The 25,721-nt window shown below is 63.5% G+C and carries 20 protein-coding genes; 6 read left to right on the forward strand and 14 right to left on the reverse strand.

The window, feature by feature from the left end; translation table 11 throughout:
* Positions 1 to 10 precede the first annotated feature (10 nt).
* Positions 11 to 466 carry a helix-turn-helix domain-containing protein gene (locus G7047_RS29000; protein ID WP_166311732.1) on the forward strand — a complete coding sequence of 152 codons (456 nt, stop codon included), beginning with the start codon at positions 11 to 13 and terminating at the stop codon, positions 464 to 466.
* Here the strand turns inward: G7047_RS29000 and G7047_RS29005 are convergent.
* Entirely contained in the window at positions 404 to 646 is a 243-nt protein-coding gene (locus G7047_RS29005; protein WP_166311733.1) for a DUF3079 domain-containing protein, read from the reverse strand. The genes G7047_RS29000 and G7047_RS29005 overlap by 63 nt on opposite strands.
* A 117-nt stretch (positions 647 to 763) precedes the next feature.
* On the opposite strand from G7047_RS29005, the gene G7047_RS29010 reads away from it, so the two are divergent.
* A complete protein-coding gene (locus G7047_RS29010) occupies positions 764 to 1,297 on the forward strand; it encodes a DUF2867 domain-containing protein (RefSeq protein ID WP_166311734.1) in 534 nt (177 codons plus the stop codon).
* A gap of 9 nt (positions 1,298 to 1,306) precedes the next feature.
* On the opposite strand, the gene panC is transcribed toward G7047_RS29010, so the two are convergent.
* Entirely contained in the window at positions 1,307 to 2,158 is an 852-nt protein-coding gene (gene panC, locus G7047_RS29015; RefSeq protein WP_166311735.1) for a pantoate--beta-alanine ligase, read from the reverse strand.
* On the opposite strand from panC, the gene G7047_RS29020 reads away from it, so the two are divergent.
* Positions 2,139 to 2,408, forward strand: a complete 270-nt coding sequence (locus G7047_RS29020; RefSeq protein ID WP_166311736.1) for a hypothetical protein — start codon at positions 2,139 to 2,141, stop codon at positions 2,406 to 2,408. The two genes, panC and G7047_RS29020, sit on opposite strands and share 20 nt — an antisense overlap.
* 282 nt (positions 2,409 to 2,690) lie before the next feature.
* The gene (locus G7047_RS29025) at positions 2,691 to 3,893 is read left to right on the forward strand and encodes an IPTL-CTERM sorting domain-containing protein (RefSeq protein ID WP_166311737.1); all 1,203 of its coding nucleotides are present in this window, start codon (positions 2,691 to 2,693) and stop codon (positions 3,891 to 3,893) included.
* Positions 3,894 to 3,946: 53 nt separating this feature from the next.
* Here the strand turns inward: G7047_RS29025 and G7047_RS29030 are convergent, their stop codons facing one another.
* The 7 genes from G7047_RS29030 to panB form a co-directional block, all read right to left on the reverse strand.
* The gene (locus tag G7047_RS29030) at positions 3,947 to 5,545 is read right to left on the reverse strand and encodes a hypothetical protein (protein ID WP_166311738.1); all 1,599 of its coding nucleotides are present in this window, start codon (positions 5,543 to 5,545) and stop codon (positions 3,947 to 3,949) included.
* Positions 5,542 to 6,927 (reverse strand): hypothetical protein, encoded by a 1,386-nt coding sequence (locus G7047_RS29035; protein WP_166311739.1) that lies wholly within the window; start codon positions 6,925 to 6,927, stop codon positions 5,542 to 5,544. Before G7047_RS29035 ends, G7047_RS29030 begins: the two co-directional genes overlap by 4 nt.
* Positions 6,928 to 6,952: 25 nt before the next feature.
* Positions 6,953 to 7,567, reverse strand: coding sequence for an SCO family protein (locus G7047_RS29040; protein ID WP_166311740.1), 615 nt, complete (start codon positions 7,565 to 7,567; stop codon positions 6,953 to 6,955).
* Entirely contained in the window at positions 7,564 to 9,396 is a 1,833-nt protein-coding gene (locus G7047_RS29045) for a YncE family protein (protein ID WP_166311741.1), read from the reverse strand. Before G7047_RS29045 ends, G7047_RS29040 begins: the two co-directional genes overlap by 4 nt.
* Position 9,397: 1 nt before the next feature.
* Positions 9,398 to 9,964, reverse strand: a complete 567-nt coding sequence (locus G7047_RS29050; protein ID WP_166311742.1) for a hypothetical protein — start codon at positions 9,962 to 9,964, stop codon at positions 9,398 to 9,400.
* An 8-nt stretch (positions 9,965 to 9,972) separates the two neighbouring features.
* On the reverse strand, positions 9,973 to 16,359 hold the full coding sequence (locus tag G7047_RS29055; RefSeq protein ID WP_166311743.1) for a hypothetical protein: 6,387 nt from the start codon (positions 16,357 to 16,359) through the stop codon (positions 9,973 to 9,975).
* A gap of 590 nt (positions 16,360 to 16,949) precedes the next feature.
* Positions 16,950 to 17,834, reverse strand: coding sequence for a 3-methyl-2-oxobutanoate hydroxymethyltransferase (gene panB, locus G7047_RS29060; RefSeq protein ID WP_166311744.1), 885 nt, complete (start codon positions 17,832 to 17,834; stop codon positions 16,950 to 16,952).
* Positions 17,835 to 18,032: 198 nt separating this feature from the next.
* Here panB and pabB point away from each other — a divergent pair, with 198 nt between their 5' ends.
* Complete coding sequence (gene pabB / locus G7047_RS29065) at positions 18,033 to 19,772, forward strand: aminodeoxychorismate synthase component I (protein WP_240939310.1); 1,740 nt, start codon at positions 18,033 to 18,035, stop codon at positions 19,770 to 19,772.
* Positions 19,773 to 19,984: 212 nt separating this feature from the next.
* On the forward strand, positions 19,985 to 21,046 hold the full coding sequence (locus G7047_RS29070; protein WP_166312325.1) for a porin: 1,062 nt from the start codon (positions 19,985 to 19,987) through the stop codon (positions 21,044 to 21,046).
* A 152-nt stretch (positions 21,047 to 21,198) separates the two neighbouring features.
* Here G7047_RS29070 and G7047_RS29075 read toward each other — a convergent pair whose 3' ends face one another.
* The 5 genes from G7047_RS29075 to G7047_RS29095 all read right to left on the reverse strand — a co-directional run bounded on the left by G7047_RS29075 (position 21,199) and on the right by G7047_RS29095 (position 25,700).
* Entirely contained in the window at positions 21,199 to 21,900 is a 702-nt protein-coding gene (locus G7047_RS29075; protein WP_166311745.1) for a DUF4198 domain-containing protein, read from the reverse strand.
* Between the two features lie 24 nt (positions 21,901 to 21,924).
* On the reverse strand, positions 21,925 to 23,979 hold the full coding sequence (locus G7047_RS29080; protein WP_166311746.1) for a TonB-dependent receptor: 2,055 nt from the start codon (positions 23,977 to 23,979) through the stop codon (positions 21,925 to 21,927).
* 206 nt (positions 23,980 to 24,185) lie between these two features.
* A complete protein-coding gene (locus tag G7047_RS29085) occupies positions 24,186 to 24,545 on the reverse strand; it encodes a 5-carboxymethyl-2-hydroxymuconate Delta-isomerase (protein ID WP_166311747.1) in 360 nt (119 codons plus the stop codon).
* 55 nt (positions 24,546 to 24,600) lie between these two features.
* A complete protein-coding gene (locus tag G7047_RS29090) occupies positions 24,601 to 25,467 on the reverse strand; it encodes a ScpA family protein (RefSeq protein WP_166311748.1) in 867 nt (288 codons plus the stop codon).
* 29 nt (positions 25,468 to 25,496) lie between these two features.
* Positions 25,497 to 25,700, reverse strand: a complete 204-nt coding sequence (locus G7047_RS29095; protein WP_166311749.1) for a DUF3460 family protein — start codon at positions 25,698 to 25,700, stop codon at positions 25,497 to 25,499.
* Positions 25,701 to 25,721 lie beyond the last annotated feature (21 nt).

Here is a 25,721-nt window from a genome sequence, read left to right on the forward strand (position 1 = left end):
AAGGAGGCCCATGCCTGTCAGCACATCCACGGACGCAAACGTCACCTGCCCCGTCGCCCGATCCGTCGATCTGGTCGGCGACCGCTGGTCACTGCTGATCGTGCGCGACGCGTTCGATGGAGTGCGTCGATTCAGCGATTTCCAGCGAGGCCTGGGTGTGGCGCGCAACATCCTGTCCGACCGGCTTCGCAAGCTTATTGAGGCGGGCATCCTCGAGCTGCAGACCGCATCGGACGGAACGTCCTATCAGGAATATGTTCTGACGACCAAGGGCGAGAGCCTGTTTCCCGTCGTGGTCGCGCTCAGGCAATGGGGTGAGCGCCATCTGTTCGCCAAGGGCGAACGCCACTCGCTGCTGATCGACAAGCGCACGGGCAAGCCGGTGGCGCAGATGCTGCCGAGGTCAGGTGATGGAGTCGTCGTTCCCGCCGGACGGACGGAGGTGCGCAAGGTCGTCGGCGGGTGACGCGGGTTGCGGGGCGTCACCCATGCCCCATTCCGCCCAATCCTCCCCGAACAATTCCACTGGGTGCTGTGTGCGATCCGAGCCATTGCCGCAGGCGAGTGATTCAGCGGCGCAGTATTGGTCGCAACCCCAGCAGTTGCGTTCGGGATGAGCTGGGTGAATCGGAAACTTCTTTGCCATGCTGCGGTATTGCGTCAAGTCTTGTTAGGTCGAGCTTGAGCGCCTTACAGTGCAATGGTTTTGCTTTGTCTCAAATTCATGGAGATAAGCAATGCCCGATATCTTCTAAGGATGTTCATGAGCGGTGTTGTCGAGTGTGAGGTTCCAGAGACCAGCGCGCTGTTTGCGAGCATGGCGTCGTCGTCATTCCGTGACTGCCATGCGGTCGATCTGCCGCGTGATGGGCGCAGCGCGATGCGGCTTTATCTTGATGTGGTGTCGAGAACACCCGGGTGGATCGATGCGGCCATGCGTGCGCGCAACCGCGTGGTGGGAATGTTCGGTCTCAAAAATCTGGGTGCGCTCAGCGAAGTGGATCTTGCGCGATCAGAATCCAGCTACGCGGTGGGGCAGCGCGTCGGCATCTTCACGCTCATCGAGCAGCGCGAGGACGAGGTGGTTCTGGGCGACAGCGACCGGCATCTTGATGTAAAGGTGTCGGTGCTCAAAAGCGTGGAAGGCGAGCGCATGCGCGTAGCGGTCTCCACGGTCGTGCATGTGCGCAATGCGCTGGGCTCGGCCTACATGGTGTTCGTCGGTCCGGCCCACCGGCGCATCGCCCCGGCGATGGTCGCGCGCCTGCTGGACGCGCCGCCGCCAAAGCGCGCTTGAACAGAAACCTCAGAATTCGAGGTTGTCGATCAATCGCGTGTTGCCAAGGCGCGCGGCGCCCAGCGCGACGAGCGGCGCGTTGACGGTGCTCGTCGCATCTGCAGGGGCGAACAGGTCGCTGCGGTTGCGCACGGTGAGGTAGTCCGGTGCCCAGCCTTTGGCGCGAAGTGCGTCCATGGCATCGGCTTCGAGTGCGGCAAGCGGCGTGCCGCCTCGGCGCGCCGCCTCGGCCAGTGCCTTCAACGCCTGCGACAGCGCCATCGCCTGCTCGCGCTCGCTGGTGTTCAGATAGCCATTGCGCGAACTCAGCGCCAGACCGTCATCCGCACGCGTCGTGCTGCCCGCAATGACGTCGATGGGCAACGCGAACTGCTGCACCATACGGCGGATCACCATGAGCTGCTGGTAGTCCTTCATGCCGAACACGGCCGTGCCGCCGCCCGTGGTGGCGAACACGCTCGAGAACAGCTTCATCACGACGGTGCACACGCCCGTGAAGAAACCGGGGCGGAACTCGCCTTCCAGAATGTCGGCCAGCAGCGGATCGGGCTGCACCTTGAAGACCTGCGGCTCGGGATACAGATCCTTCTCGCGCGGTGCAAAGAGCACATCGCAACCGGCTGATTCGAGCTTGGCGCAGTCGGCGTCCCAAGTGCGCGGATAGCTGTCGAAGTCTTCATGCGGCAGAAACTGCAGCCGATTCACGAAGATGCTTGAGACCGTCACATCGCCATGCTGTCCGGCAATGCGCACCAGCGATAGATGACCGTCATGCAGATTGCCCATGGTGGGAACGAAGGCGGGCTTGCCACGCTCTGCGAGAGCGGCACGGAGTTCGGGGATGGAATGGGTGATTTGCATGTCAGCAGAAATGATCGAAAGACGAGAGCGGAAACGGCGATGGATGCAACCGCGAAGTATCGCCCAAAGCAGCGGTTGTCTGCCTGCAGTGAAAAAACAAGCTCTGGCATGTATTGCACTGGCCCGATTGGAAACCTCCGGGTTGGCCGGGTTTGACGCCGTTGGCGGCACACCGAATTCTGAATATCTCGTTGTGAACCGCTGTGATTTCCGATATTCAAATGTCGTGAAAAAAATGGCAGCGCAATGATCTTCAATCGCTCGGAAAATCACGGTTCATCGTAATCTCATTTGAATAATCATATTGTCAGCCGAGTTGAATATTTTCTTATAGGATTTTTGTTATTTCGGTCGACTGATTCAAATAGTTTCCTGTTGTTTCAAATTATTGGATATATTGAGATTTCCCGAGTGCGTTGGACATTTTGTGATGGAAAAGTTCAGATCGGCGCTTGGGTCATAACCATTTTGTGAGAGCTTGTGAGAGGCGCAGTAGGAGGCGGCCAATATGTTGAATTTGAAACCCCCAAAAATGAGCAAGGCGATTCGCTGTGCTTTGTTGTTCGGTTGTGTGATGGTTGCAGGTCAGGCGCGGGCAGAACTTGTTGACACGGCGTATCCAGTCGGAACCACCGCCGGAACTTGGGTGGTGGATCGATATGCACCCGCCGTATTTGCATCAGGAGGAACAGTAGCCGGGCGCAGCGGAGTGTTGAATCTGGGCATCGCTCAGGCCGATGCCGATGGCACACGCCCCCCGGCTTACAGCGGAGCCTTCTACAACACACAGGGTCGTGGTCTGAGCATGGATGCTTCGGCATATTCCGTGATTTACGGGAGCCTATACATCCCCGCCGCGTGGACCATGTCTACAGGTGCAGCGGAGAATCGCCGCACCGATCTTTGGGGCATGGCATCACCCGCAACCGGGGGCGATACATGCACTAGTTCGGGGTGCAATCACTTTCCCATCATTGGATTTTCGAATGCCGACACGACCACGCCAATCACGGCCGGTGGGACGGGGCGGTATCGGGTATTCGATTCACAGATTGGGTGGCAGGAACTCAACTCCACTCCGGTCCAGTATGACCAGTGGACCGATATGTGCATCGCCTTCAATGGCACAGAACTCAAGAGCTACATCAACGGGACGCTGGCCTATACGCAGAGCGATCTCTCGCATGCCGATCAAGCCACGCTCGGCGCGACGACCAAGTTCAGTCGCATGATCATGCAGGCCTACAACTTCGGCAGCGACTACACGGCGCAGTGGAGCAGTCTGGGATATGGACAGCTGGATTCGGTGAGTGCGCTGTCCGGTGATGGGCAGACGGCCAATCTCGGCGCGGCCTTCGCCAACCCGCTGGTGGTCGTCGCCAAAGACACTTCAGGAGCCCCTTTGCCCTGTGTACCGCTGACTTTTGCGGTGCCATCCGGCGGCGCATCTGCGACGCTGACGACGCTGACCGTGTTCACAGATCGCTTGGGCACCGCTACCGTTCCTGCAACGGCCAACAGCACTGCGGGTACGTATGCGGTGACGGCTGCCGGACCCGGTCTCGAGGGAGCTGCGAGCTTTTCATTGACGAATCAGGTGGCGATGGTGACGCCCCCTACGACGCCCGCAGCCGTGAGCCCGGTGCCTACGCTGAATGAATGGACGCTGGCCGTGTTGTCGCTGCTGGCGGCGTTGGGCGGCGCGCTGGCATTGTCGCGGCGCAAGCAACGCTGACGCGCTGTGTGGGGCCATGAGCAAGAGTGGCCCACAAGAACATGCATCTGGACTCAATCCCCACACACCCGCTGCCCCGAACTCGTCGCCTGCGATTGCGCGCGTGCGGCGGGCGACGGGTTCAGGGGCTGTGCGTCGATGTTGATCCACTGGCTCGCATTCGTGGGGTGCGGTTCCATGGATTCCACTTGATTCACGCGCCGCAGAAAGCAGAAGTTCTCGAACGGCACGGGCGGCTGGTAGCCCTTGATGCCGAAGGCCGTGGCTTCGGGGCCGATGTATTCGCTGATGGGGGCTTCGTAGGAGCCGAAGGCGTAGCCGCCTCGGCGGCTTGCGCCCGGCAGGTTGAGTTCGACGGAGCTGGTGCCCGGTGCGTGGTTCGCGCCGCCGCTGGCGCCGGTTGATAGCGTGACGCGAACGGCGCGGCGTACGACGTGCGCATCTTCCTTGGCAGACCAGATCATCTTGAAGCGGCCCAGTTGTGCGCCCGTAGTCGGAACGAGGCGGGTTGCGAGGCGCGCGGGGGCGGCTGTGGGGGGCAGGGCGTTGCCGTCCACATCGTCGTCGAAGATGTCCACCGACACGCTGCGAGATGGATCGCTCGTGAAACCGATGAGCTTGAAGCGCGAGGTCTCTTCTTGCGGCAGATCCGCATAGCGCTCGCCGACGGTGCCTTCCAAGGCCTCTTCGATGAACACATAGGCAGGGTCTACGCCGGGCGAAGTGTAGATGCCGAGCTCTGCCTCGAGGCCGTGCAGCGAGACGAAATAGCCTTGGGCATCTTTGTCGAGTCGTCCCACATAGTTCACGAAGTCACCGACACGCAGCGGCGCGGGCAGATGCGGTCTGCACCCCGGCAAGGCGACGGCACTGATGCCCGCCGTGCCGCCTTGCACCGGCACGCTGCCGCAGGTGAAACGTTTGATGGTGGCGTCGCCGGGGCGGTTGCTTGCGGGGCAGAGCGCGTCGCTCGCATGGCGCGGAACGCACACCGGAAATCCGGTGCGTGCATGCACGGGGGAGTTGCCGGGGTCGAGTGCGAAGCGCTGGTCCTGCGTGGTCTGCGCGCGGCCGTAGATGCCTTCGGGGTCGTTGAGTTTGATGCGGGCGGATGCGGCATTGCTGCCGGTGCCGGGTTCCGATCCGACGGTGATGCTTCCGTCCGCACCGAAGCTGCGGATGAAGCCGCCGCCCAGGTGCAGTGCGCCTTGCGATATGCGCACCGATCCGGCGAGGTAGACGCCTTTCAGGATGTTGCCCATGACTTCTACCTCGGCCGCTGGCAAGGGGCATTGCTTGCCCGCGAAATCCGGTGTCGCGGGACAGGCAAGTTCGGCGGTTCGCAGGTCTTGCAGCGCGAGACCGCTGCGGTTGGGGTCGATCGTCGATCGCAGATCGCGTCCCTTGAAAAGCTGCTGCGCCGTGAGGTAGCCGCCCGGCATGGTGATCACCAGATTCTGCGGCAGCCTCACATCCACACCGCGCACGCGCAGGGTGGCGGCCGACGTTCGGCTGGCGGGCTGGTCGAGCGTGAAGCGCTCGATGAGGCCGATGATCGCAAAGCCCGTCGGCGGCTGCACGGGCTGCGCCCACGCGATGGAAATCAGCCCAAGCCACAGCAATGCAAACAGGGGAAGAGTGCGGACTTTCATGGCAGCTCCTTTCGTGGGTGCTGATCGAATAAAGGCGAGGACGAGGCAAAGGATTCGGGCAGCCAGCCGTGCGCGCTGCTGCGGCTGAAGGCCAGCGGCGCACCGGGCAGGGGTTCGTAACCTGTGAGCATGCGCGTCTGCGCGAGCAGCGATTCGGGAACAACGTTGCGACCGCTGCGCGCCAGTGCTTCGACTGTGGTGCGCGCGGCGATCTGACCGAGCACGAACCACAGCGATAGGCCATGCTGTTCTGCAAAACGGGCCACATTCAAGGGAACGAAAAGAACCAGTCGATGGTCGAGCTCGGGCTCTTCGAGAGGGGCGCCGCGCATGCCGGAAAGCTCGATCAGCTGTTGCAGTTTGATGCCTTCATTTCGCCAACGCATGCGCAGGATGTCCACTTCGGCGGCGGATGCGAATGCGGCGACGCACAGCGGCATGCCGGGCGGCCGAGGCTCGGCAACGTTGGGTGGCTTGGCCTGCAGCACATCACCTGAGCCGCTCAAGTGCCGTGGGTCGAAGATGAAATGCGTGCAGTCGGATGGCGCGTTCTTCAACTGCTCAAGCGCGATGCGGGCCTGTTGCTCCATGCTTGGCAGCAGTGGCCATTGCCATCCGGAGGGATCGGCCTGATGTGCCAGGAAGTCGAGTGTGGCGATGCTGGGAAGGCGTTGTTCGCGCAATCGCTGGTGCTGTTCGGGAGTGAGTGTGCTGGCAACGAGTGCAAACACATCGTCCGGGAGGGTGCGTTCTGCCTGAATCAGCCGCAATCTGCGGCCATGCACGCCGCCCACTGCGTTCGTTGCATCGAGTGCGCTTTGCACGCCTGCGGCCACCTGCTCGCGTGCCGTCGGATGCGTGAGCCCATCGAGCACCAGTCCCAGTCGCAGCTCGCTTGCGGAAATACCGCGCTGCGGTTGCGAGGCGTTGCCCAGCCAGGGCCAGAAGGCTTCGAGCGCCGTGAGCTCTTCAGCGGTGGGTGTGTATCTCGGCATGATGGGGCTGAGCGTGTGGCCATCGGCGCCACGTCCGTCGCGCAGGGCATGGAGCAATGACGTGCCGTGCGTGCGTGGTGCCGACCCGCGAATGTCGGGTGCCGCCACATTGGCCTCACGCGAGCCCTCGCCGAGCGGGCCGTGACACTGCACGCAGGCTGATGCAGAGGCGGGCAGGGGTGCACCGGACACCGCTGCTGGCCGCACGAAGCTGCGTGTTCCGTAGTACAGTGCCCGGCCTTGGGCGGCTCCGTCAGACCAGCCCTCGGTTCTTTTTTCCACAGCGTTCGCAGATCCTTGTGCTGCCTGCACCGTACAGGCGGATTGCAGCGCAGCCAGCCACGTTGCAGCGGCCAGAACCAGGATCAATGAGTTTTGCGCAGACATGGCGAACGGCTCTTTGTCAATGGGTTCACGCCGCTGCGGCGCGCAGCCATTGCAGCAGCTCATCTGCACTCGCGAGGCCCAGCGAGCGCAGCCAACGCGACTTTCCCGCGTAGCCCACCCACGTCTGCGCGGGATGTTCAGCGAGCGAGGTGGCATGCACGTCGAAGGCGCGCAGCACCTCCTCGATGTCGCGCGTGCGTTGAGCGGTGCCGGTCAGCATCCACCATCGGGCATTCGCGCCAAGGCGTGCTTCGTAGCGGTCAGCGAAACGCGAGACGGCCTGCGGCGAATCACCAAGCGGGTCGATGGACAACGAGATCAGCGTGGTATTCGGTGCGAGATCTTTGTCCAGCAATGCTTGCAATTGCCGAAAAATCGCCGTCTGCGGTGGGCAGAAGCTGCTGCAACCCGTGTAGAAGAAATTCACCGCGACGGGCCCTTGTGCAAGGAGCGGTCGAAGAGGGACGGACGTGCCCTGGTGATCGAGCAACGTCACATCGGGCACGCGAGGTGCTTGCGCATTCCAAACAGGGGGCGATGAGGGACGTGCCCATAGCGAGCCCGGCCATGCCGCGCAAGACAAGGCCGCACCTGCGGCCATGCCTGCGAGCACATTGCGCCTTTGTGGCAGGGGTTTCATGGTGTAGCTCCCAGCACCTGAGTGCCCAGCGCGCCTGCGTGGAACGGCAGATCTTGCGAGGCGCTGCCGACCAGAAGATCGATGCCCGCAGATCTGGGCGCTTGTCGGATCCGCGCCTCGTAGATGCCGTTCCCCGCAGCGCGCATGGTCTGGCGGGTCTGCCAGCCGCTTCTCCTCTCGAAAGCCAGTAATTGCAAATCATGCACATCGCTCAGCGGGAGAGCCTGCTTTCCTTCGCCCACGCTGAGGGTCGCACGCACAAGCCATCCGTCGCCATCCGCCAGCACCTTTATCAGCCGGGCACGCACCTGTGCGGCAGCGGAAACCATCGCCGTCTGATTCTGCGTTCCGATCACGGGGATTTCCAGTGCGACGCATTCGGCAAATCGTGGCTGCACCCCGCTCACCACCAATTCGTAGTTGCCGCTCCGCGGTGTGCGCAGCACCGCGTGATAGCGGCCCTGTCCCAAGGCCTGCAGACCATCGTCGAGCAGCAGCAACGCCAGCGGGCTGCGTCGGTAATTCGAGAAGCTGCCGATGGGAGCCATCATGCCCTCGGTGTATTGGTAGATCTGGCCATCGTGGGGACTGGCGACGTACATGCCAGCACCATCGGGCAAGCGCTGCAGACGGTGGGCGCCGCCTCCCGGAGCGAGGCTGGGCGCGGCGTCGCGCGGCTCTGCGCCCACCGCTACCTGAACGGGTTTGGCCTGACCGCTGCGCAGATCGGCCAGCGACAACAGCATGGCGCGCGATGCCGGTGCGCTGTGTAGATAGGCGAAGTTGCCGCTGAAGGCGATGTCGGTGATTGCCGATTCGAGCGGAACGGTTTGCAGCACGCGCGATGTGGCCACATCGATGGCCAGCACCTCGCGGGCGGTGGCGGCGAGTGCATGTCTTCCTTCATCGAACAAGGCGATGCGCTGCACGGGGGTAGATGTAGGTATGCGTTGTGGCTGCACGCGGCCCTGCGCATCAAGCCAGACCAGACCTCCGTCAGCAAGCGCTGCAATCCCCCGCTGGGCCAGCGGGCTCCATGCGGCATGCAACACGCGGCCGCTGGCGGCAACGCTGCCGTCGGAGTGCACGATGCCGTCCACGCCCAAACCAAGCGGCTCGGTGGACTGATCGGGCAGCAGCCAGCCCTGCACGCGCGGCGCGGCGATGGGCTGGGGATCGCTCTGCACGCTGGTGATACGCAGCCACTCATCGCGCCCGGCCTGCGCAACCCAGATGGCACCACCGGTCTCCACCAGCGCCACCGGGAGCGCGCCCTTCGCCAGGGCATAGCTGCGGCGCACGCGGCGTGCGTCGGTGTCGATGACGACCAACTGATCGACCTCGGGCAGCGCCAGCCAGACCTCATGCAGCGATGTGCGCTGCAGCACGGCGGCTGGGGTGCCGGGCAGGGTCAACACATCTTCGAGCTTGGCCTGATTGAGTCGCAGAAACGGATTGATGAAGGTGAGCGTGTTGTCGGTGTTCACGGCCAGCAGGCGATGGATGTTGAAGTCCACCGCCGCCCGTCGACCCAGGCCCGGTGATGCCAGCATGCGCACCTTGTCGCGGCAGGCCAGCTCGCCCTCGGCGAGCGTGGGCAGTGGCTTCTGCAGCCATGCCGCGAGCTTGCGCGCGGGCAGTTCAACGGGTTGATCGGTGGCTTCGTCGCGCAGCGTGAGATCGAGCGTCGCAAGGCCATCCGCTGGCAGCGGCGTGAGCTGCACCTGCACCTTCACCGGTCCCTCGCCGGAGGCGTGTGCGGACAGCCAGAGTACACAGGCACAGAGCGCCGGTGTGAGCCGAAAAAAGACGCGCAATAGCCCGCTCATGTCAACTCATCCAGTGGTAGATCCAGCCAACGGCCATGCGACCCATGGCTACATCGCTGTGCACGTTCACGCGGATGGCCTCGATGCGCTCCATGGGCGACACGCCCGCGCTGAGAAACGCGGCCGTGGTCATCTCGCCAGGCAGACAGACATGGTCGCTCACACCCGAGACGGGCGGCATGTCTTCGAAGTCAGTTGACCCTTGCAGGCGAATGGCGAGCGTGGCCTCGTAGGGCGTACCCACAAGCGCCAGCAGGGCCGCGAACAGGCCCACGCTGCGCACGCCGGGAGAAAAACTCAGCGTGAGAGGACCTGCATCCGGCGCGGTGAGCATCAGGATCGGCGTGCGTCGTTCCAGATTCAGATCAAGCCCTATTGCGGGCGAGCACACGGAGCATTGCATGACCTGACCCGCAAACGGCGAGGTCACGGTGACGGCGCATCGGCCGCTGCTGTGTGGATACGCGCCGGTCGTGAGTCGGGTGGGTTGAGGCGGAATGTCGCCGGTTTGGAGCCAGCCGATGACGTGGCTGTCATTGAAATCGGTGGGAAACATCGTATTGGCCATGGCAGTTCTCACGGTTTGATGGAATCATTGGAGGAATCGTTGGATGGCCCGCGAACGCGCAGAATGCTCCATGCGCCGCCATCGAAGAGGAAGCTCGCCTGGCTGCGGATCAGATAGTCCTTGGGCAGTGCCGACTTTCCACCGGCAACCATGCCAAGCGTCACACCCATCATTGGACCGAAGCCGTTGTAGATGCCCTGCCAGAGAATGCAACCGGGAGGCATGGGACCACTCGACGCGTCGCAGCGTGCTGCGTCGAACACGCGCGATTGCTGGCCCCATGGGTCGAACAGAAAGCCGTGTCCCGCCACCGTCAGTCCCTGCTGCCGCGTGTGTCCACCAGCATGAACAAAATGCAGGCGCACCGGCTTGCCCGCTGCAGCGTTGAGCACCGGCGTTTCGGGGTCGCAGGCGAGCGGGCCGTTGCCGTTGGGCGGCATGCCAGCCTCACACTGCGTGCCTTGCTTTGCGGAACTGAGCATGGTGGTGAGATCGAAGTTCTCGTTGCGATCGCCGAACTCTGCCGACGGGCTGCCCGCCGTGCGTGCCCACAGCGGCTCGGTGCGGAAATTGATGGCCTTGACGCCATAGTCATCCGGCTCCTCCGCACCCTTGAGGTCGGGCACCGGGAAGCCGCGCTGCACGGCGCTCACTGCGTCCTGCATGAGCAGCACATGGTCGCCGTAGCGATGCCCATCGGCGGTGCAGACGTTGCGCGATGTACCTCCGGGAAAGTCGCGTTGATCGTCGTCGCACACGCGCGAGCCTTCGGGGCCGATGACCAACGCTCCAGCCATGCCATGCGCGGCGTGCTTGACCACGTCGCCAAAGCTGCGCAGCGGCAGTCCTCCGAATTCGACGGCGCGGCTTTCTACGCGCGTGACGCCTGCATCGACCACGCGGTGCAGATCGCGCGCCGCCCATACCAGCGTGCGGCTGCAGCGATCTGCTTCGCGTTCTGCATCGCTGTTGCAGGCCGGAACGAGCGAGCCCGGCAATTGCGTGAGCGAGGTGGCTACCGGCGATTCGGTGGCCAGCAGCGCAGCGTTCCAGCTCACATTGGAGCCATCGCCGTGCAGCGGGTTCTGTGCAATGCGTGGTGCGGAAAGCCCCACCGTGCTCGACATCGTGAATTGGTTGAGATTGAAGCCGTCAGTGATCATTGGCAGGAAGTTGTAGTAGGCGTGCGCTTCAGTCAGTGACGTGGCGCGTGGCTGCGCGGGCGCAAGGTGGTTGCGCAGCTTCACTGTGATGCACTGGCCTGCGGCGGCGCGCAGCACCAGCGGCTCGACCGCGCGGTGTTGGTTGCGGAACTGATCCTGCAACTGCGTCCAGATGGTCGTGTGCGCGGCGGTCTTTACCTCGGCGGGATCGGTGCCGTCGAAGCACCCCATGTCGGTGAGTTTGCCCGCTGCGCGCTGGCAGGTCTTGCTCTCGCGGTTGAGTACGTAGACCACGGCCTGTGGATCGCGGATGTCGAAGCGGCGGCTGTACTCCAGCCCAGCCGTGGGCGATCCGCAATCGCCCATCAACTCGCAGACCTTGGCGACGCTCACGTCGAAGCTCTTCACGTCAACGGTCTCATCGAGTGCGCGTCCGCTGGTGCAGGCGGCAGTCTGGGCTTCCAGTAGTTCGGATGGCGGGGTGGCGGTGGCGCGCGGCACGCGTGCGATGCGGCGTGCAATCTGATCGGGGGTATTGGCCAGGCCGCAACTGCGCCCCTGCGATGGATCGCAGAACGCGCGCAGCGTGCCCCACATGCCGTCCCAGAGTTGATCTACCGATGAGCCGAAGTACAGATAGTCGGCCTGCGGCAGGCTGAAGTTGGGAATGCGCACATCGAATTCGAAGTGCTCCGATATGCCGATGGGCTGGGCGTTGGTGTAGCCGGAGTGCTCGGAGTCTGGCTTGCGCAGCCACTTCACGCCATTCATCGTGAAGATGTGCTGCGCCTCCTGCGAGCCCTGCACCAGACGGATCTGCACCGGGTCGCCCTCATGACTGGCGAGGATGGGGGTCGCCACATCACCAAATGCGCGCCATGATTCATTGACCTGCAACGCAGGGCGCTTTGCGGTCACGCGGTTGGCGCAGAAGCGGCGGAAGTCTTCGTCGCTGCGGGCCTGAAACTGGAAGTCCGGCGCCACGCCGTCGGGTCGCCATTGCCCGGACGTATAGAGCGAGCAGTTGAAGTCCTGACGCCACTGTTCCGCCTGCCGCACGACGGAGCGGAGCAAGGCCTTCTGCTTGGTGGTGGACTGCATGGCACGCAGCGTGGGCGAAACCAGCTCGACCTCGGTCTGCGGAGCAGGACGACTGCTGTTTTGGGCGATCCACTTCACATAGCTATGGGTCGCGATCTCGCGATCTCGTCTAGCGTGCACGGCACTCGAGAAACCATTGGCCATGTCGCGTAGGCAGTCGCTGTCGCCCACATTGCAGGGGCTGCCATCGGCGCGTTTGGAGGATTCGGAATAGTCAAATCCGCCGAGCGATGGGCTCCAGTGCACATCCGCTATGCGCAGCGCGAGCGGTTCGTTACGGTAGTTCACCAACTGCGTGCCGGGGTCTTCGCTGGCAATCACGAGTGGGCGCGCCGGGTTCACCGCGACTTGTCGCTCGCCGAAGCGGCGCATCGACACATCGCGCGGCAGCTCGGTATTGATGGGCTCGAGCGCGATGTTGTAGACGGGGGCGAAGTCGGCGAACGCCAGTGCGAACTCGCGCCGCGTCTGGCCTGCTTCGCCGCTCGTGCACTTCACGTCATTGCCGACCAGATAGGGGCTGCTGCCCGGTTCGTTCAAGCAGGTGGGCGAGACGATGGTGGCGCGTGTGGCGGTGGGGCCGCCGTCGCTGCGCGCAGCATGCCGCAGCGGAGGACGTGGCTCGAGCATGGCGATCTGCTCGTCGCCCTTGCCGTCGGTGCGAACGGGTGGGGCGCTCAAGTCTGCGCCACCCATGACGGCCGCGGTGAGGCAGGCCTCTGCCTGCGCGCTTGCGGCGCGGTCCGCATTGGTGGCCTGCGCGCCGAGCGCTGCAACGCGCTGGCGTTCTGTGAACGATGCCTTGATGCCAGCGTCCAGCGATTGCGGATCGTTGGGGTCGGCGGATGCCACCGCCGCGCAGGTGTTCAGCAGACTCAACCGCTGGGCAGGATCAGCGGGCAATTCCGCGCGCCAGACGGAGTTGGCGGGCTCGATCACCAGTGCGGCATAAAGGCCGTGCTGCTGATGCGAACTTGGCCCGAAGTGGTCGTGTGTGAACACGGTGCGCAGCGTGTTGTCCTTGCCCGCGAGCGGGCCGTTGCGCACCAGAATCGGATCGGCCCACCAGCGCTGCGTGGTGCGCTGTGCGCCGCAGTAAGGGTGGTGCTTGTTCAGTCGCTCGAGATAGGCGTGATCGCTCTCGCTCGCACCCTGCGGAGGGCACAGGCCCTTGGCCGCGAGCTGCGGGTCGCTCGCGGCGTTTGCATGGATCGAGCCGCCGGGTTGGAACAGCGGGTGCGCCTTGGGGCTGAGCACGCGTCGACCAGCGGTGTGGTTGATCGCCATGATGCGTTCGCGCACTTCGTCGGGGCTGTAGGCCGCGTCCTCGTAGTTGAAGCCGTTGCCCGAGCCGTCGGACGAAGTTACGTCGAACTTCACCAGATGGATGTGCTGGCCGATGGTGTCGGTGGGGGTGTAGATCTGGAAGTCATCCGCGTTGAGCGCGCTCGGCACAAAGTTGCTTGACTTGAAGTTGATGCAATCGCCCGAGTTGGCGCGGAAGAACAGCGGCTCGGGCATCTTCGTGCGGTTGTTGGCGTTGATCACGTCTTTGATATCGTCTTCGAGAATGACGATGCGGCCCTGCGGATCAAACCAGCCATGACGGTTGACGGTGATTTCGGTCTGGATGAACGCGGCCCGGTAGTTGCGTTTGGGCGCGTTGATGGGGCAAGGGTTGGCGTAGGGAGAACCCGGCGCGCGGCCACGGCCGTTCACGCGAAACAGCGGTTCGCCATCGGGGGGCGACATGCCCGCAGCCGTCGCGGAAAACGCGGTGCGGTAGCCGTTGCCATAGGTCCACCATGAAGGACGCGGCTGGGTGTTCATCACGACAGGATTCAAACCGCCGTCTGCAAGTGGTGCGGTCTGTGCAAGCTGTCCTTCATGAAAGCGCATCGCTGCTTTTTCCGCTGTCGTGCCCTCGTGCGGAAGCACGTCGACTTCCAGCGATTTCCACTCGCCCGCCAGTGCTTCGTAAGCAGTGGGGAATTCACGCGCGACCTTGGCACCGATGAGCTGTGCGGCATCGCCACCCTTGGCCTTGGCGGCTTCGAGAATTTTGCGATAGCCGGGCGTTCCGGGGCGCTCGCGGGAGAGCATGGAGACCTCTCCGCTCTTGACCACATGACGTGGCAAGCCACCATCCACCACTTTGGCGGGGTTGGGCGTCTGGGCGTAGTCGGTGTAGCCGGGATCGTTGACGTCCATGTCCAGCACCGGTTGCGGTGGGCGGTGTCCCGGGCTGCCCGCCACATAGAACGGATAGCCACGGAATGTGGCACTCGGCATGGGCGCAAGCGCAATGCCGGGCAGCGGGACGATGGCTGGATTGGCGATGCCCTCGGCCACCTCGGCGTCCGGCAGGCTGCGGCTTTGCGGATCGTTGCTGGCGCTCACGGGTTGGGCGGGATCGAAGTTGCCGCGATGCAGGCCGCTTTCGAACGCGTCGTGCACACGCCAGAGTTCCCACATGCCCTGCGCAAAATGCGGGTAGAGGTGGCAGTGGAAGATCGAGTCTCCCACGGTAAGGTTGCGGTTGCCCGAGCCGCCAAACTCGATGCCGTAGCTGAAGGTCGCGCCCGGCGAGATGGTCTGCGAATCGAGGTAGGTGGAGTTTGGGTCGCTCGCGTCCATCACCCACTGGTGTGCATGCAGATGAAAGACATGCGTCTCCTTTGGGCCCGCATGCAGATTGCGGAACACGACGGGATCGCCGAGATAGCTGTGGTGCACGTTCGAAGGATCGTCGGGATAGCGCGCGCCGATGGGGCGCGTGCCGTTGCTGTCCCACTTCAGGACCAGCGCCGGATCGCCGTTGGCCCATGAGGAGAGGAAGAACTCTTCCGCGCGGCATTCGGGGCATTTCGCTGCGGGGCCGACACCGCGCTGCGGCTGTGCGGCATAGGCCGTCGAGCCCATGCTCGAGACGCCGTAGTTGATGCCCATGCCATCCTTGATGTAGTGCAGCGGGTTGTCCTCATCCTCAAGTTCGGGGAACGCCTGGACCGCGTGCACCTCGTCATGCAGCACAACGGTGAATTCACGTATCGCGGGCTCGCAGCGCTGGCCATCGACGAGCGTGTCCTTCAGTCGCTCTTCGCAGCGCTTTCGCTGCGCGCTGCTGCGCACGATGATGGCGTTGAGATCGCTGTGCACGATCTCGCCGTTCTTCACAAGCGAGAGCTGCTCGTAGTCCACCTTCTCGAAGGGATGTGCATCGCTGCCGCCGGGCACCTGGGCCACGTTGCGCATGATGTCTTCGCTGACTTGCGAGCGATACCAGCGTGACTGCGGAGGCTCCACATTCACCGCTGCGAACAGGCCGAGACCGATCTGCCCGCCATCGCCTTCGCCGCCGATGGGCGCAGCAGTGGAGTGCGCGAAGAAGCTGCCTTCGTGCGGCGCGGACCATAGCGTGACCGAGACCTGCCCGGGCTGGATCACCGAGCCGCTGCGGTAGCGGCCCTTGACGTCGGCCGATGTACCGGGATTGAAGAACACCCCTTGGTGATCGGGCAGTCCGACGTAGGTGCCGTCGCCGCCGCACACCGCATTCACTGGGCAATGGCGTGGTTGCTCCACTTCGAGCCCTGAAACGAAAAACGATGCGCTGCGTGTGCGCGGTGCATCGACACTGACCTTTGCGAGCGGCTTGAGCTGACGTGATGACGGACTACCGATGGGGTCCATCAGATGTGCGGGTGCGGCGGCCACGCGTTGGCCGTTCAAGGGCAGCGTGGGATCCGGCGGCTTGCCGCCTTCTTCTTCCCACTCGGGTGCGAGCCAGTTGTGCAGCGTCACCTGCAGGCAGCCGCCTTCATGCACGCGCAACACCAGCGGGCGCGGGCGCTTGTCTTCGCGCAGCTTGGCGTTGCCCGGGCCGGCGACGCCCTTGCTCGAGTCGAGCGCAACCACATCGCGCTTGAGTGCATACATCATTCCTGCGGGCACGAAGGCGCCGAAGCGGTTGAGCACGTAGGCCTGCTCAAGCGCGACGATTTCCGCACGCGTGGTATTGCCCGGGTGGCATTGCGTAGCGGCCTGCGGTGGCTGTGGCGGTGTCTGTGGTGCCGGGTCGGGTGATGCAGGCTGTGAGGTGCAAGCAGCCACTGCGGCGGCGAGTGCCATGACCAGAACCTGCAACACATGGCGGTGGACGCACGCGTTCTCACCCACTCCTGTGGTTCGACTCAATCGCATCATGTTCTCCCCTCGTGCGAAGCGTTCGGGCATGGCGCTGCCAGCATGCAGACAGGGCCGCAGGGCGGGTCATTGTGTAGACGAGCTACATCACGGTGGTCGTGTATCGGGGCGGTCTTGCGCGGCCTGGCGATACAGGAATAGCCCCGCATGGCCTGCGCGCTGGTCGCAGCGAATGGTGTTGCTGCGACGCTGATCTCCACGTCCGTGCCCGTTCTTTGTGTCCCCTCGAACGTGAGCACATCGGTGCGTGGATTTCTAATTCATTGGCACGCTACCTACGGAGTCAGACGGGGTGAGCGGGCCTTGTCCGGTGCGGCTGGGCACATGCATCCGCCGATGTGGCTGGCGGATGTCGTGAAAAGTACCTGAGCACTCACTTCGTCTGTGTCGATTGCACCGTAGCATGTCTATGCAAATTCAATGTAACGAGAGAATCGATAGGAATTGTTAACCAATTTCAAACTGAAATAGCAGTGATTGCTCGCCCCTTCGAGTGAAACGACTCTTGCGATTGCTTACCACGCATGGACTTGATCATCCGGAAATTCGCCAGATTTAACGGCGCGCACATAGGCCTCGATGGCCCCGCGCACCGAGCCCGCGTCCTGCATGAAGTTGCGCACAAACTTCGGGTTCTTGCCGAGGTTCACGCCCAGCATGTCATGCATGACCAGTACTTGCCCGGCTGTGCCACTGCCCGCACCGATGCCGATGGTGTGGCAGGTGGCAAGCGCCTGCGTGAGGCTGCGTGAGAGTTCGGCGGGCACCATCTCGAGCACCAGCATCGATGCCCCTGCTTCCTGCAGTTCGGCGGCCTGACGGCGCAGCGTGGCGGCAGCCATTTCGTCGCGGCCCTGCACGCGGTAGCCGCCGAGCGCGTGCACGGTCTGCGGCGTGAGGCCCAGATGCGCGCAGACGGGCACGCCACGCTCCACGAGGAACTGCACGATGGGCGCGGTCCAGCCGCCGCCCTCGAGCTTGATCATGTGCGCGCCCGCCTGCATGAGGCGGCTGGCGCTGCGCATCGCCTGCTCTTTGCTTTCCGCATAGCTGCCGTAGGGCAGGTCGCTGATCAGCCAGGCCGTTGCCTGTGCGCGATGCAGACCGCGTGCGACGCATTCGGTGTGGTAAGCCATGTCGTCAAGTGACACGCCCACGGTGCTGTGCAGGCCCTGGCAGACCATGCCAAGCGAGTCGCCCACCAGAATGCATTCGATGCCCGCCGCATCGGCCACGGCCGCGTAGGTCGCGTCGTAGGCGGTGATCATGGTGATCTTCTCGCCCGCTTCGCGCATTTGGGCCAGGCGCGGCAGGCTGATGGGCTTGCGCTGCGGCATCGGTGATGCGGGCGGGATGGTGCCGTAAGGGGTTCCTGTGGTGGATGCGGTCGTGGTGTTCATGGCGTTGCCTCCGTACTTTTTGGAAATTGGGGCGAGTCTATAAGAGAGCCCGGAACCGCGCTACGCCGCAAGGACATGTACAACGCGCCGGGGCGTTGTGCTCACGCATGGAATAATTTGCGCCCCATGCCCGCCTTGCCCTTAATGCCTGCCAGTTTGATCGATTTTCCCCATCCGCATCACCCGGAGGCCGCGCGCATGCGTTGGCGTTTTGGTGCACCGCTGCGGGTCTGGCAGGCTCATGCGCTTGCCGAAGTGCGCGATGTGCTCGAAGCCGTCGAGCAGGCTGCACGCGCAGGGCGCTGGTGTGTGGGCGGGTTGGCCTATGAAGCGGCCACCGCGTTCGATACCGCGTTTTGCACGCACATTCCGAAGGGCGGATTGCCGCTCGCATGGTTCGCCGAGTTCGATGCGCCATTGGCGGGCGATGTCGAGGCTGCCGATGTGCATCCCGAAGCCACCCATGCGCTCGCCCACATCCACTGGAAATACGGCGCACATTCCGAACAGGCGCGCAGCGCGTTCGAGGCCGACATTGCGCGTATCCACGCGGCCATTGCGGCAGGCGAGTGCTACCAGATCAACTACACCGCGCCGCTGCAGGGCGAACTTTTTGGTTCGCCCGAGGCTTTGTTCGATGCCTTGCGAACGTCACAGCCCGATGGCTATGTCGCGAGCATGCAATGGGGCGAGGAGCAGGTGCTGAGCCTGTCGCCGGAACTGTTTTTCGACTGGGATGGCGAGGCTTTGCTCACGCGCCCGATGAAGGGCACGGCGGCGCGTGGCGCTACGGCAGAGTCAGACGCGGCGTTCGCCGATCATCTGCGCACGTCGCCCAAGGAGCGTGCCGAAAACGTGATGATCGTCGACCTGCTGCGCAACGATGTCTCGCGCATTGCGCGGCCGCACAGCGTGAAGGTGCCGCGTCTTTTTCATGTCGAAGCACTGCCCACGGTGTGGCAGATGACATCGGATGTGACCGCGCAGACGCGTTCCGGCACGCGGCTCGTCGATGTGTTCGCGGCGCTGTTCCCCTGTGGCTCGATCACCGGCGCGCCCAAGGTGCAAGCGATGCGCCTGATCGCCGAACTCGAATCCGCGCCGCGCGGGGTGTATTGCGGCGCGCTTGGCATCGTGCGGCCGGGCAGCGCGCCGGGCCGTCTGCATGCGACCTTCAACGTGCCGATCCGCACGCTCACCGTACGTGATGATCAGGTGCAATGCGGCATCGGCAGCGGCATCACCGCGAGCGCCAGTGCGGCAGACGAGTGGCAGGAGTGGAAGCACAAGCGCGCCTTCATTGACCGCGCGCTGCCCAAGCTCGAGGTGCTGGAAACCCTGGCGCTGCAGGGCGGTGATTTCAGGCATCTGGAAAAGCACCTTGCACGCATGCAGGCGTCTGCAGCGCATTTCCATTTCGACTGGCCCGAAGTGCAGATCACCGCATCGCTGAACGCCTTGCGTGCGGCGCATTCCGAAAGCGATTGGCGCGTGCGTCTGCTGCTTGGCGAGCACGGCGCATTCACAGCGCAGGCCTTCGCGATGGCGGCCACGCCGCAGCCCGTGAAGCTGGCCTTGGCCGACCGGCCCTTCATGGCTGCTCACAGTGATTTCGTGCGCCACAAGACCACGCGGCGCGGGCACTATGCAGCGTTTGAACCGACTGCGGGAAGTGGCATGTTCGACGTAATTCTCTGGAACGAGGCGGGCGAAATCACCGAATGCACGCGCGGCAATGTCGCGATGCAACTGGGTGATGGCAGCTGGATCACGCCGCCGATTGACTGTGGTCTGCTGCCCGGCGTGGGGCGAGCGCTGGCCATCGAATCGGGCCGGGTGCGCGAAGAAGTGCTGCATCTGCGCGACATCGCCAAGGTCCGCGCATGGGCCTTCGTCAACAGCCTGCGCGGTTGGCTGGATGCGGACCTCGTGGGCTGACTGACTGTGTTGAAGCGCGCGCGATATAGCGCACTTAGCACATGAAATTGTCATCCCGAAATAATCCAGCATGACAAAGTGGGGTACGCGGGCTTGACCCTGAATTGTCACACTTAGTCACTCAAATTGACCTGTCCCGACATCGGGCCAGGCCGGTTTGCCAGTGCGCCACCGGCTGTTCGTTTGATCAATTCAACCCTTCCATGAACAGCATGAACAAGACCTTCATCGCCATCGCCGCACTGCTCGCCGCTGCGGGTGCATCGGCACAATCATCGACTTCCTCGGTCACGCTCTTTGGCGTGGCGGACGTTTCCGTCGCCCACCTCAAGAGTGACACCAACAGCGTGACCGGCTTGTCCAGCGGCGGCGTCTCCAGCAGCCGCCTGGGCTTTCGCGGTGTCGAAGATCTGGGTGGCGGCCTGAAGGCTGGCTTCTGGCTCGAAGGCGGCATCGCGGTCGACAACGGCGGCAGCGGTTTCAAGTTCGACCGTCGCTCCACCGTCAGCTTGATGGGCGGTTTCGGCGAAGTGCGCCTGGGCCGCGACAAGACGCCCGCGTACCTCAACATCGAGACCTTTGACCCCTTCGGCGACGTGGGCGTGGGCGGCGTGAATGGCGCCAACCTGATCGGCAGCGCGAGCGTTGCGGTCGGTACGCCCGAAGGCAGCGGCCACAAGCGCGTGAGCAACAGCATCAACTACATCCTGCCCAAGCTCGGCGGCTTCTACGGCCAACTGCAATACGGCTTCGGAGAGAAGGCCGACGGCATCGCCAATGACCGTCTGGGCAGCTCCGCCGCAGTGCGCCTTGGCTATCAATCCGGCCCGCTGAACGTGGCCGCAGCCTACGGCACGACACGCGGCGGCACCGATGCCAAGGGCGTCGACTACAAGGCCTGGAACATCGGCGCGGCCTACAACTTCGGCATGGTCAAGCCCATGGCCCAGTTCGCCACCGAGCGCGGCAACAACCAGCGCGTGGATATGTATTTGATCGGCGCGACCGTGCCGCTTGGCGCGGGTGAACTGCGCGCGGCTTACTCGCAGATCAGCACCAAGCACGTGAACGAGGCCGACACCCAGCGCTTTGCCATCGGCTACGGCTACAACCTGTCCAAGCGCACGCAGTTGTATGCGGCGATTGCGCACATCAAGAATGATGACAACGCCAAGCGCGGGTTTGCAGTTTCGTCGTCGTCGCTCGTCAGCCCGACCATGGCGGCTGGCGACAGTGCCACCGGATATGAGTTTGGCGTTCGCCACTCGTTCTGATCGTACTTGGCTGTTGAGGCTCGTTCCTGCCTGGTGGGGAAGCGAGCGAGTCCTTTCAACGCACTCAAGCCTGCTTTTTTTGCGGGCTTTTGTTTTTACGCCACCGTTGGCGGATTGAAGGCTCTGCGCACTTCGGTTGCCCGAATTTTTGGTCAATGGGCAGGGAAGGTGACCAAAGTCTCGTAGCTGATTTGCGTGGTCTTTTCGTTGCCTGTGACTGGCACGCGCAAGATGGCTTGCAGCTGGTTGGTACCGGCCTTCGGTGTCACTGCGACCAGTCCGTTCGCATCCGACATCACCGGTTCTCCCTTTTCGCCGAGCGAGACGCGCACGCCTTGTTTGGGTTGACCGTCGAACAGTACCTGGAATTGCACCGACTGGCCTGCATGCGCGGGTTGGTGGGTGCGGGCGATGAGTTCGAGTTTCTGGCCCAGTTCCTTCTTGGAGATCACACCCCATTGGATGAAGGTCTTGTGGAACTTGAGCGCATGCACGCCGCTGGTCGCGCCGGGATTTTCGTTCATGGGCTTGTTGATCATCGGGCCGTCGCCGACCTTGCTGTAGAAGCCGTTGTCGAATTCTGCGGACAGCATTGCGGCTTCCTTTTGGGGCGTCACGCGTGCGCCGTTCTGCATGGGCTCGATCTTCACGTCGATCTTGCGGCCGCGCCGGTCGTAGGCGTGCACGCTGGTGAGCTTTTCGATGGGAAAACTCTCGAGCTTGCCTTCATGGCCGCCGAACTGCACGGTGTAGGCGCCGTTGACATCGGGTTCGAGCCAGACGTTGTGGGCCTGCGCGAGTGGAGTGGCGAGCAGGGCGGCGAGGCAGGCGGTGCGGATGAGTGTGAGGGTCATGGCGGAATGATCAATTCAGGGAAATCAGAAACGGGCGTTGATGCCGACCTTGAAGGTGCGCGGTGCACCGGGTGTGTAGAGCTGCGTGCCGCCAATCAGCGAGGACGAGGTGGCGTACACCTTGTCGGTGAGATTGCTGACCAGTGCGTAGAGGCGCATGCCGCTCGTTGGCAGATCGTGGCTCAGGCCCAGGTCCCAGGTCGTGAAGCCGTTGTAGAAAGAGGCGTTCGCGTCGTTGACGGCGTAGCGGCCCACGCGTCGCCAGGTCAGCGTGGTCTCCCATGACGGGGCGGGGCGCCATGTCGCGCCGAGCGTGGTGGTGGTGCGCGGCACGCCCGCGACGCGGTTGCCGATGAGCGCGGCGTTGCCGTTTTCGAGCACACGCGAGTTGGCGCTGCCCCAGGCCAGCTGTAGATCGACCTGGCGGTGCGCGGCCCACAGCGCGCTCATCTCCACGCCGGTGCGGCGGGTGCGGCCGTAGTTCTCGTAGATGCCGGGCGCGACGTTGCGGATCTCGTCTGACGAGATCATGCGGTAGGCAGCCACGTCCATCACCAGATCGGCGAAGGGCTTGAGCTGCACGCCGACCTCGGTCTGGCGGAAAACATTCGGGTTCAAGCTGGCAGCGCCCAGCGCGTATTTGGCGAAGGTGCTGGGCAGCGCAAAGCCTTCGGACCAGCTGGTTCGGAGCAGCACGCCCGGAGCGACCTGCGAGCGCACGCCGAACTTGGGGCTGCCGTGCGACACGCGGTTGAGCGCGCCGCACGGGTCGCTGCCGGTCTCCGCGCCGTTGCGTGCGCAGTCTCCCGTGAAGCGGTCCCAGCGCATGCCTGCGGACACCTGCAGCAGCGGATGAATGGGTGCGTCGATCTCGCCGAAGGCCGAGAGGCTGTTGAGCTTCGAAGTGCGGTCGCTGATGGCGGGGTTCACGCGCGCGCGATGGTCGAGCCCGTCAAAATATTCGTAGTCGGTCGATTCGCGGAAGGTCTCTATGCCCGCCACCCATTTGAGTGGCGTGAAGCTTGTCTGGTGGCTGCCGTTCAGACTGGTGCCCGCGCCGTAGACCGTGCGGTCGTAGTTTTCTTCGCGCTGACGCCAGGTGCTGGTGTTCACCGGGCGGCTGAACCAGCGCGTGAAGCTTTGGCGCGTGGTGTATGCGAACGACAGCCAGGTGATCTCCGGCGCGAGCGTGTAGCGCACGTCGGCGCGCAGCGTGACGAAGTCCTTCTTCGCACCATCGTTCATCGCGCGTGGGTCCTTGCCATAGGGGTCGGTGGCGAACTGCGCGCCCGTCAGATAGCCCGGCGAGTCGCCCTCGGTGTGGTGCAGGCGGCCCGACACGGCGATCTCCAGATCGCCCGTCACTTGCTTGCTCCAACGTGCGGCCAACGTGGTTCGGTCGTAGTCGGACTGCGTGCGCCAGCCCTTGGTGCGGTAGTGCTGCGCGGCCAGATTCAGATGCTCGCCGTCATCGATCTTGAGGCCGAGCGCGGCCTGCGCATCGAGCGTGGCGTGCGAGGAGAGGCTCAGATCGACCTCCTTATACTGCTCGTTCTTGCGCGTCTCGATGGCCATGAGCCCCGCGCGATTGAAGTTGCCGTACAGCGCCGACACGGGCCCCTTGTAGACCGTGAGCCGCTGGATTTCGAGCGGCACGATCACGTTCAGATCGACATACCCGTCGGCATGCGACATGGCCTCGTTGAGCGGAATGCCGTCAAGCACCACGCCGATGTCACCCCCATGCCCGCCGCCGCCAAAGCCGCGCATCACGATGGCATCGCCCACGCCCGAGAGGTTGTAGTTCTGCACGTTCATGCCGGGCACCTTGCGCAGCAGATCCTGCGGATGGCTGACGTGCGCATCCTGAAAATCCTGCGTCGTCAGCTCGGTCGACGAATAGGCCGCAGCAGCCCCACGCGTGGTCTGGCCCTTGATCTCGACGGTGGGCAGCGAGGCGACGAGATCCTGTTCTGATGCGAGGCTGAACGCAGGGGTGAAGAGAAGCGCGCAGACAGCGGCGAGTGTGTGGAGGCGAAGTGGTGCTGAGGAATTCATCGTGCGGGGTGCGGGAAGCATGTCTCCTGATCGTTATGAGCAGAAAGGCATGCAAGGTCCGTACCCGCGTGAACGCCGGGGTGTGGCGATGCGTGACTTGCATTGCCCCAGCTTGGTGCATCCGAATTTGAATGGCCGCGCAGCAGGTGGCGCGGCCGTCAGTTCAACTTGCAGTTATGTCGCTTGATCGAGAGCGCATCTTTCAGTCGAAAGAGAAGGGTGAGGCTTTACAGCCGCTCCTTCACATAACTCGGCCTGTCCATGTCGACGATCTCCACACTGAGCTGGACCATCATTCCTTCAGGACGCGGCGTGTGCTTGCGCAGGACCACAGCGACCTGTTCGGCGAGTTCTTTCTTGGCCTCGGGCGAGCGGCCCGAGAGCAGGCGCAGCTGGGCGTGCACGAAGCCACGGTTGGCGGGCTGGTTGCCGATTTCGAAATGCTCGATGCGGTTGGTGCGACTCTTGAGGTCGGCCTCTTCCTTGACCTCGGGGTGGGTGCACAGCGCGGCGTTCACGTCCTTGAGGATCTGCGCTTGCGGGAAGTCGGTGAGGTTGGCGCTGTAGTCGATGACGAGATGGGGCATTTCAGAGGTCTCCGCAAAAACAGGAAGGAACGGGAAGAACGGGAAGAAAAAACGATCAGACCGGCGTGTAGGCCAGGCGCACGTAGATCGGTGCGAAGGCCTCGGCCTGGGTGATCTCGATGAGCGTTTCCTTGGCGAGCTCAAGCATCGCGATGAAGGTCACCACCAGCACGGTGCTGCCTTTTTCGGGTTGGAATAGCTCCTCGAATTCGACAAAACGGCGGCCCTGCAGCGACTTGAGCATGTTGCTCATGTACTCGCGCACCGAGAGTTCCTCGCGCGTGATCTTGTGGTGCTGCACGAGCTTGGCGCGTTTGAGGATGTCGCGCCAGGCGTCCTGCAGGTCGACCAGTTCCACATCGGGAAAGCGCGGCTGCAGGCTTTGCTCGATGTAGACCTGCGCACGCAGAAAGTCGCGGCCGTACTGCGGCACGGCGTTGATGCGCTGGCTCGCGAGCTTCATCTGCTCATACTCGAGCAGGCGGCGCACCAGCTCGGCGCGCGGGTCCTCGGGCTCGGCTTCGCCTTCCTGCTTCTTGGGCGGCAACAGCATGCGCGACTTGATCTCGATGAGCATCGCGGCCATCAGCAGGTACTCGGCGGCCAGCTCCAGATTGCGGCTGCGGATCTCGTCCACGTAGCTCAGGTACTGCTGCGTGACCTTGAGCATCGGGATGTCGAGGATGTTGAAGTTCTGCTTGCGAATCAGGTAGAGCAGCAGATCGAGCGGGCCTTCAAAGGCTTCGAGAAAGATCTCGAGCGCATCGGGCGGAATGTACAGATCCTGCGGCAGCGCGAACAGCGGCTCGCCATAGAGGCGCGCGAGAGCGACCTGGTCGACGACGTCAGGCAGGCCATCGCTGCGCGAGGAGGCAGGCGGCGCGTCGTCTTCGGTGATGGACGGGTCGTTGCGGTCGGCCATGGCGGGCGCTACTCAAGCGCTGCGGCGCATCAGGCGTTGGTCTGGTAGACGTAGGGCTTCTGCGCAACGCTGCCATCCTTGTATTCCTTCTGCACGTCGCGGTCGATTTCCTTGTCCCACAGCAGCGAGCGGCCTTGCAGCTGCTGCGCTTCCAGCTCGGGCTTCTGTTCCTTGAGCTTGTTGATGAACTGCGTGGTGTCGGATTGGTAGTCGGGGCGGCGGAAGAAGGACATGGCTCGTTTCTGTGGCGTACG

This window comes from Diaphorobacter sp. HDW4A (assembly GCF_011305995.1).
Taxonomy (GTDB): Bacteria; Pseudomonadota; Gammaproteobacteria; order Burkholderiales; family Burkholderiaceae_C; genus Diaphorobacter_A.

What these genes read in the sequence shown, in the direction of transcription:
- G7047_RS29095 (WP_166311749.1), bottom strand. Translation starts at nt 25,700, where the DNA reads ATGTCCTTCTTCCGCCGCCCCGACTACCAATCCGACACCACGCAGTTC.
- panC (WP_166311735.1), bottom strand. Translation starts at nt 2,158, where the DNA reads ATGCAAATCACCCATTCCATCCCCGAACTCCGTGCCGCTCTCGCAGAG.
- G7047_RS29085 (WP_166311747.1), bottom strand. Translation starts at nt 24,545, where the DNA reads ATGCCCCATCTCGTCATCGACTACAGCGCCAACCTCACCGACTTCCCG.
- G7047_RS29035 (WP_166311739.1), bottom strand. Translation starts at nt 6,927, where the DNA reads ATGTCTGCGCAAAACTCATTGATCCTGGTTCTGGCCGCTGCAACGTGG.
- panB (WP_166311744.1), bottom strand. Translation starts at nt 17,834, where the DNA reads ATGAACACCACGACCGCATCCACCACAGGAACCCCTTACGGCACCATC.
- G7047_RS29040 (WP_166311740.1), bottom strand. Translation starts at nt 7,567, where the DNA reads ATGAAACCCCTGCCACAAAGGCGCAATGTGCTCGCAGGCATGGCCGCA.
- pabB (WP_240939310.1), top strand. Translation starts at nt 18,033, where the DNA reads ATGCGTTGGCGTTTTGGTGCACCGCTGCGGGTCTGGCAGGCTCATGCG.
- G7047_RS29070 (WP_166312325.1), top strand. Translation starts at nt 19,985, where the DNA reads ATGAACAAGACCTTCATCGCCATCGCCGCACTGCTCGCCGCTGCGGGT.
- G7047_RS29050 (WP_166311742.1), bottom strand. Translation starts at nt 9,964, where the DNA reads ATGGCCAATACGATGTTTCCCACCGATTTCAATGACAGCCACGTCATC.
- G7047_RS29080 (WP_166311746.1), bottom strand. Translation starts at nt 23,979, where the DNA reads ATGCTTCCCGCACCCCGCACGATGAATTCCTCAGCACCACTTCGCCTC.
- G7047_RS29090 (WP_166311748.1), bottom strand. Translation starts at nt 25,467, where the DNA reads ATGGCCGACCGCAACGACCCGTCCATCACCGAAGACGACGCGCCGCCT.
- G7047_RS29020 (WP_166311736.1), top strand. Translation starts at nt 2,139, where the DNA reads ATGGAATGGGTGATTTGCATGTCAGCAGAAATGATCGAAAGACGAGAG.
- G7047_RS29055 (WP_166311743.1), bottom strand. Translation starts at nt 16,359, where the DNA reads ATGGCACTCGCCGCCGCAGTGGCTGCTTGCACCTCACAGCCTGCATCA.
- G7047_RS29005 (WP_166311733.1), bottom strand. Translation starts at nt 646, where the DNA reads ATGGCAAAGAAGTTTCCGATTCACCCAGCTCATCCCGAACGCAACTGC.
- G7047_RS29025 (WP_166311737.1), top strand. Translation starts at nt 2,691, where the DNA reads ATGAGCAAGGCGATTCGCTGTGCTTTGTTGTTCGGTTGTGTGATGGTT.
- G7047_RS29075 (WP_166311745.1), bottom strand. Translation starts at nt 21,900, where the DNA reads ATGACCCTCACACTCATCCGCACCGCCTGCCTCGCCGCCCTGCTCGCC.
- G7047_RS29010 (WP_166311734.1), top strand. Translation starts at nt 764, where the DNA reads ATGAGCGGTGTTGTCGAGTGTGAGGTTCCAGAGACCAGCGCGCTGTTT.
- G7047_RS29000 (WP_166311732.1), top strand. Translation starts at nt 11, where the DNA reads ATGCCTGTCAGCACATCCACGGACGCAAACGTCACCTGCCCCGTCGCC.
- G7047_RS29045 (WP_166311741.1), bottom strand. Translation starts at nt 9,396, where the DNA reads ATGAGCGGGCTATTGCGCGTCTTTTTTCGGCTCACACCGGCGCTCTGT.
- G7047_RS29030 (WP_166311738.1), bottom strand. Translation starts at nt 5,545, where the DNA reads ATGAAAGTCCGCACTCTTCCCCTGTTTGCATTGCTGTGGCTTGGGCTG.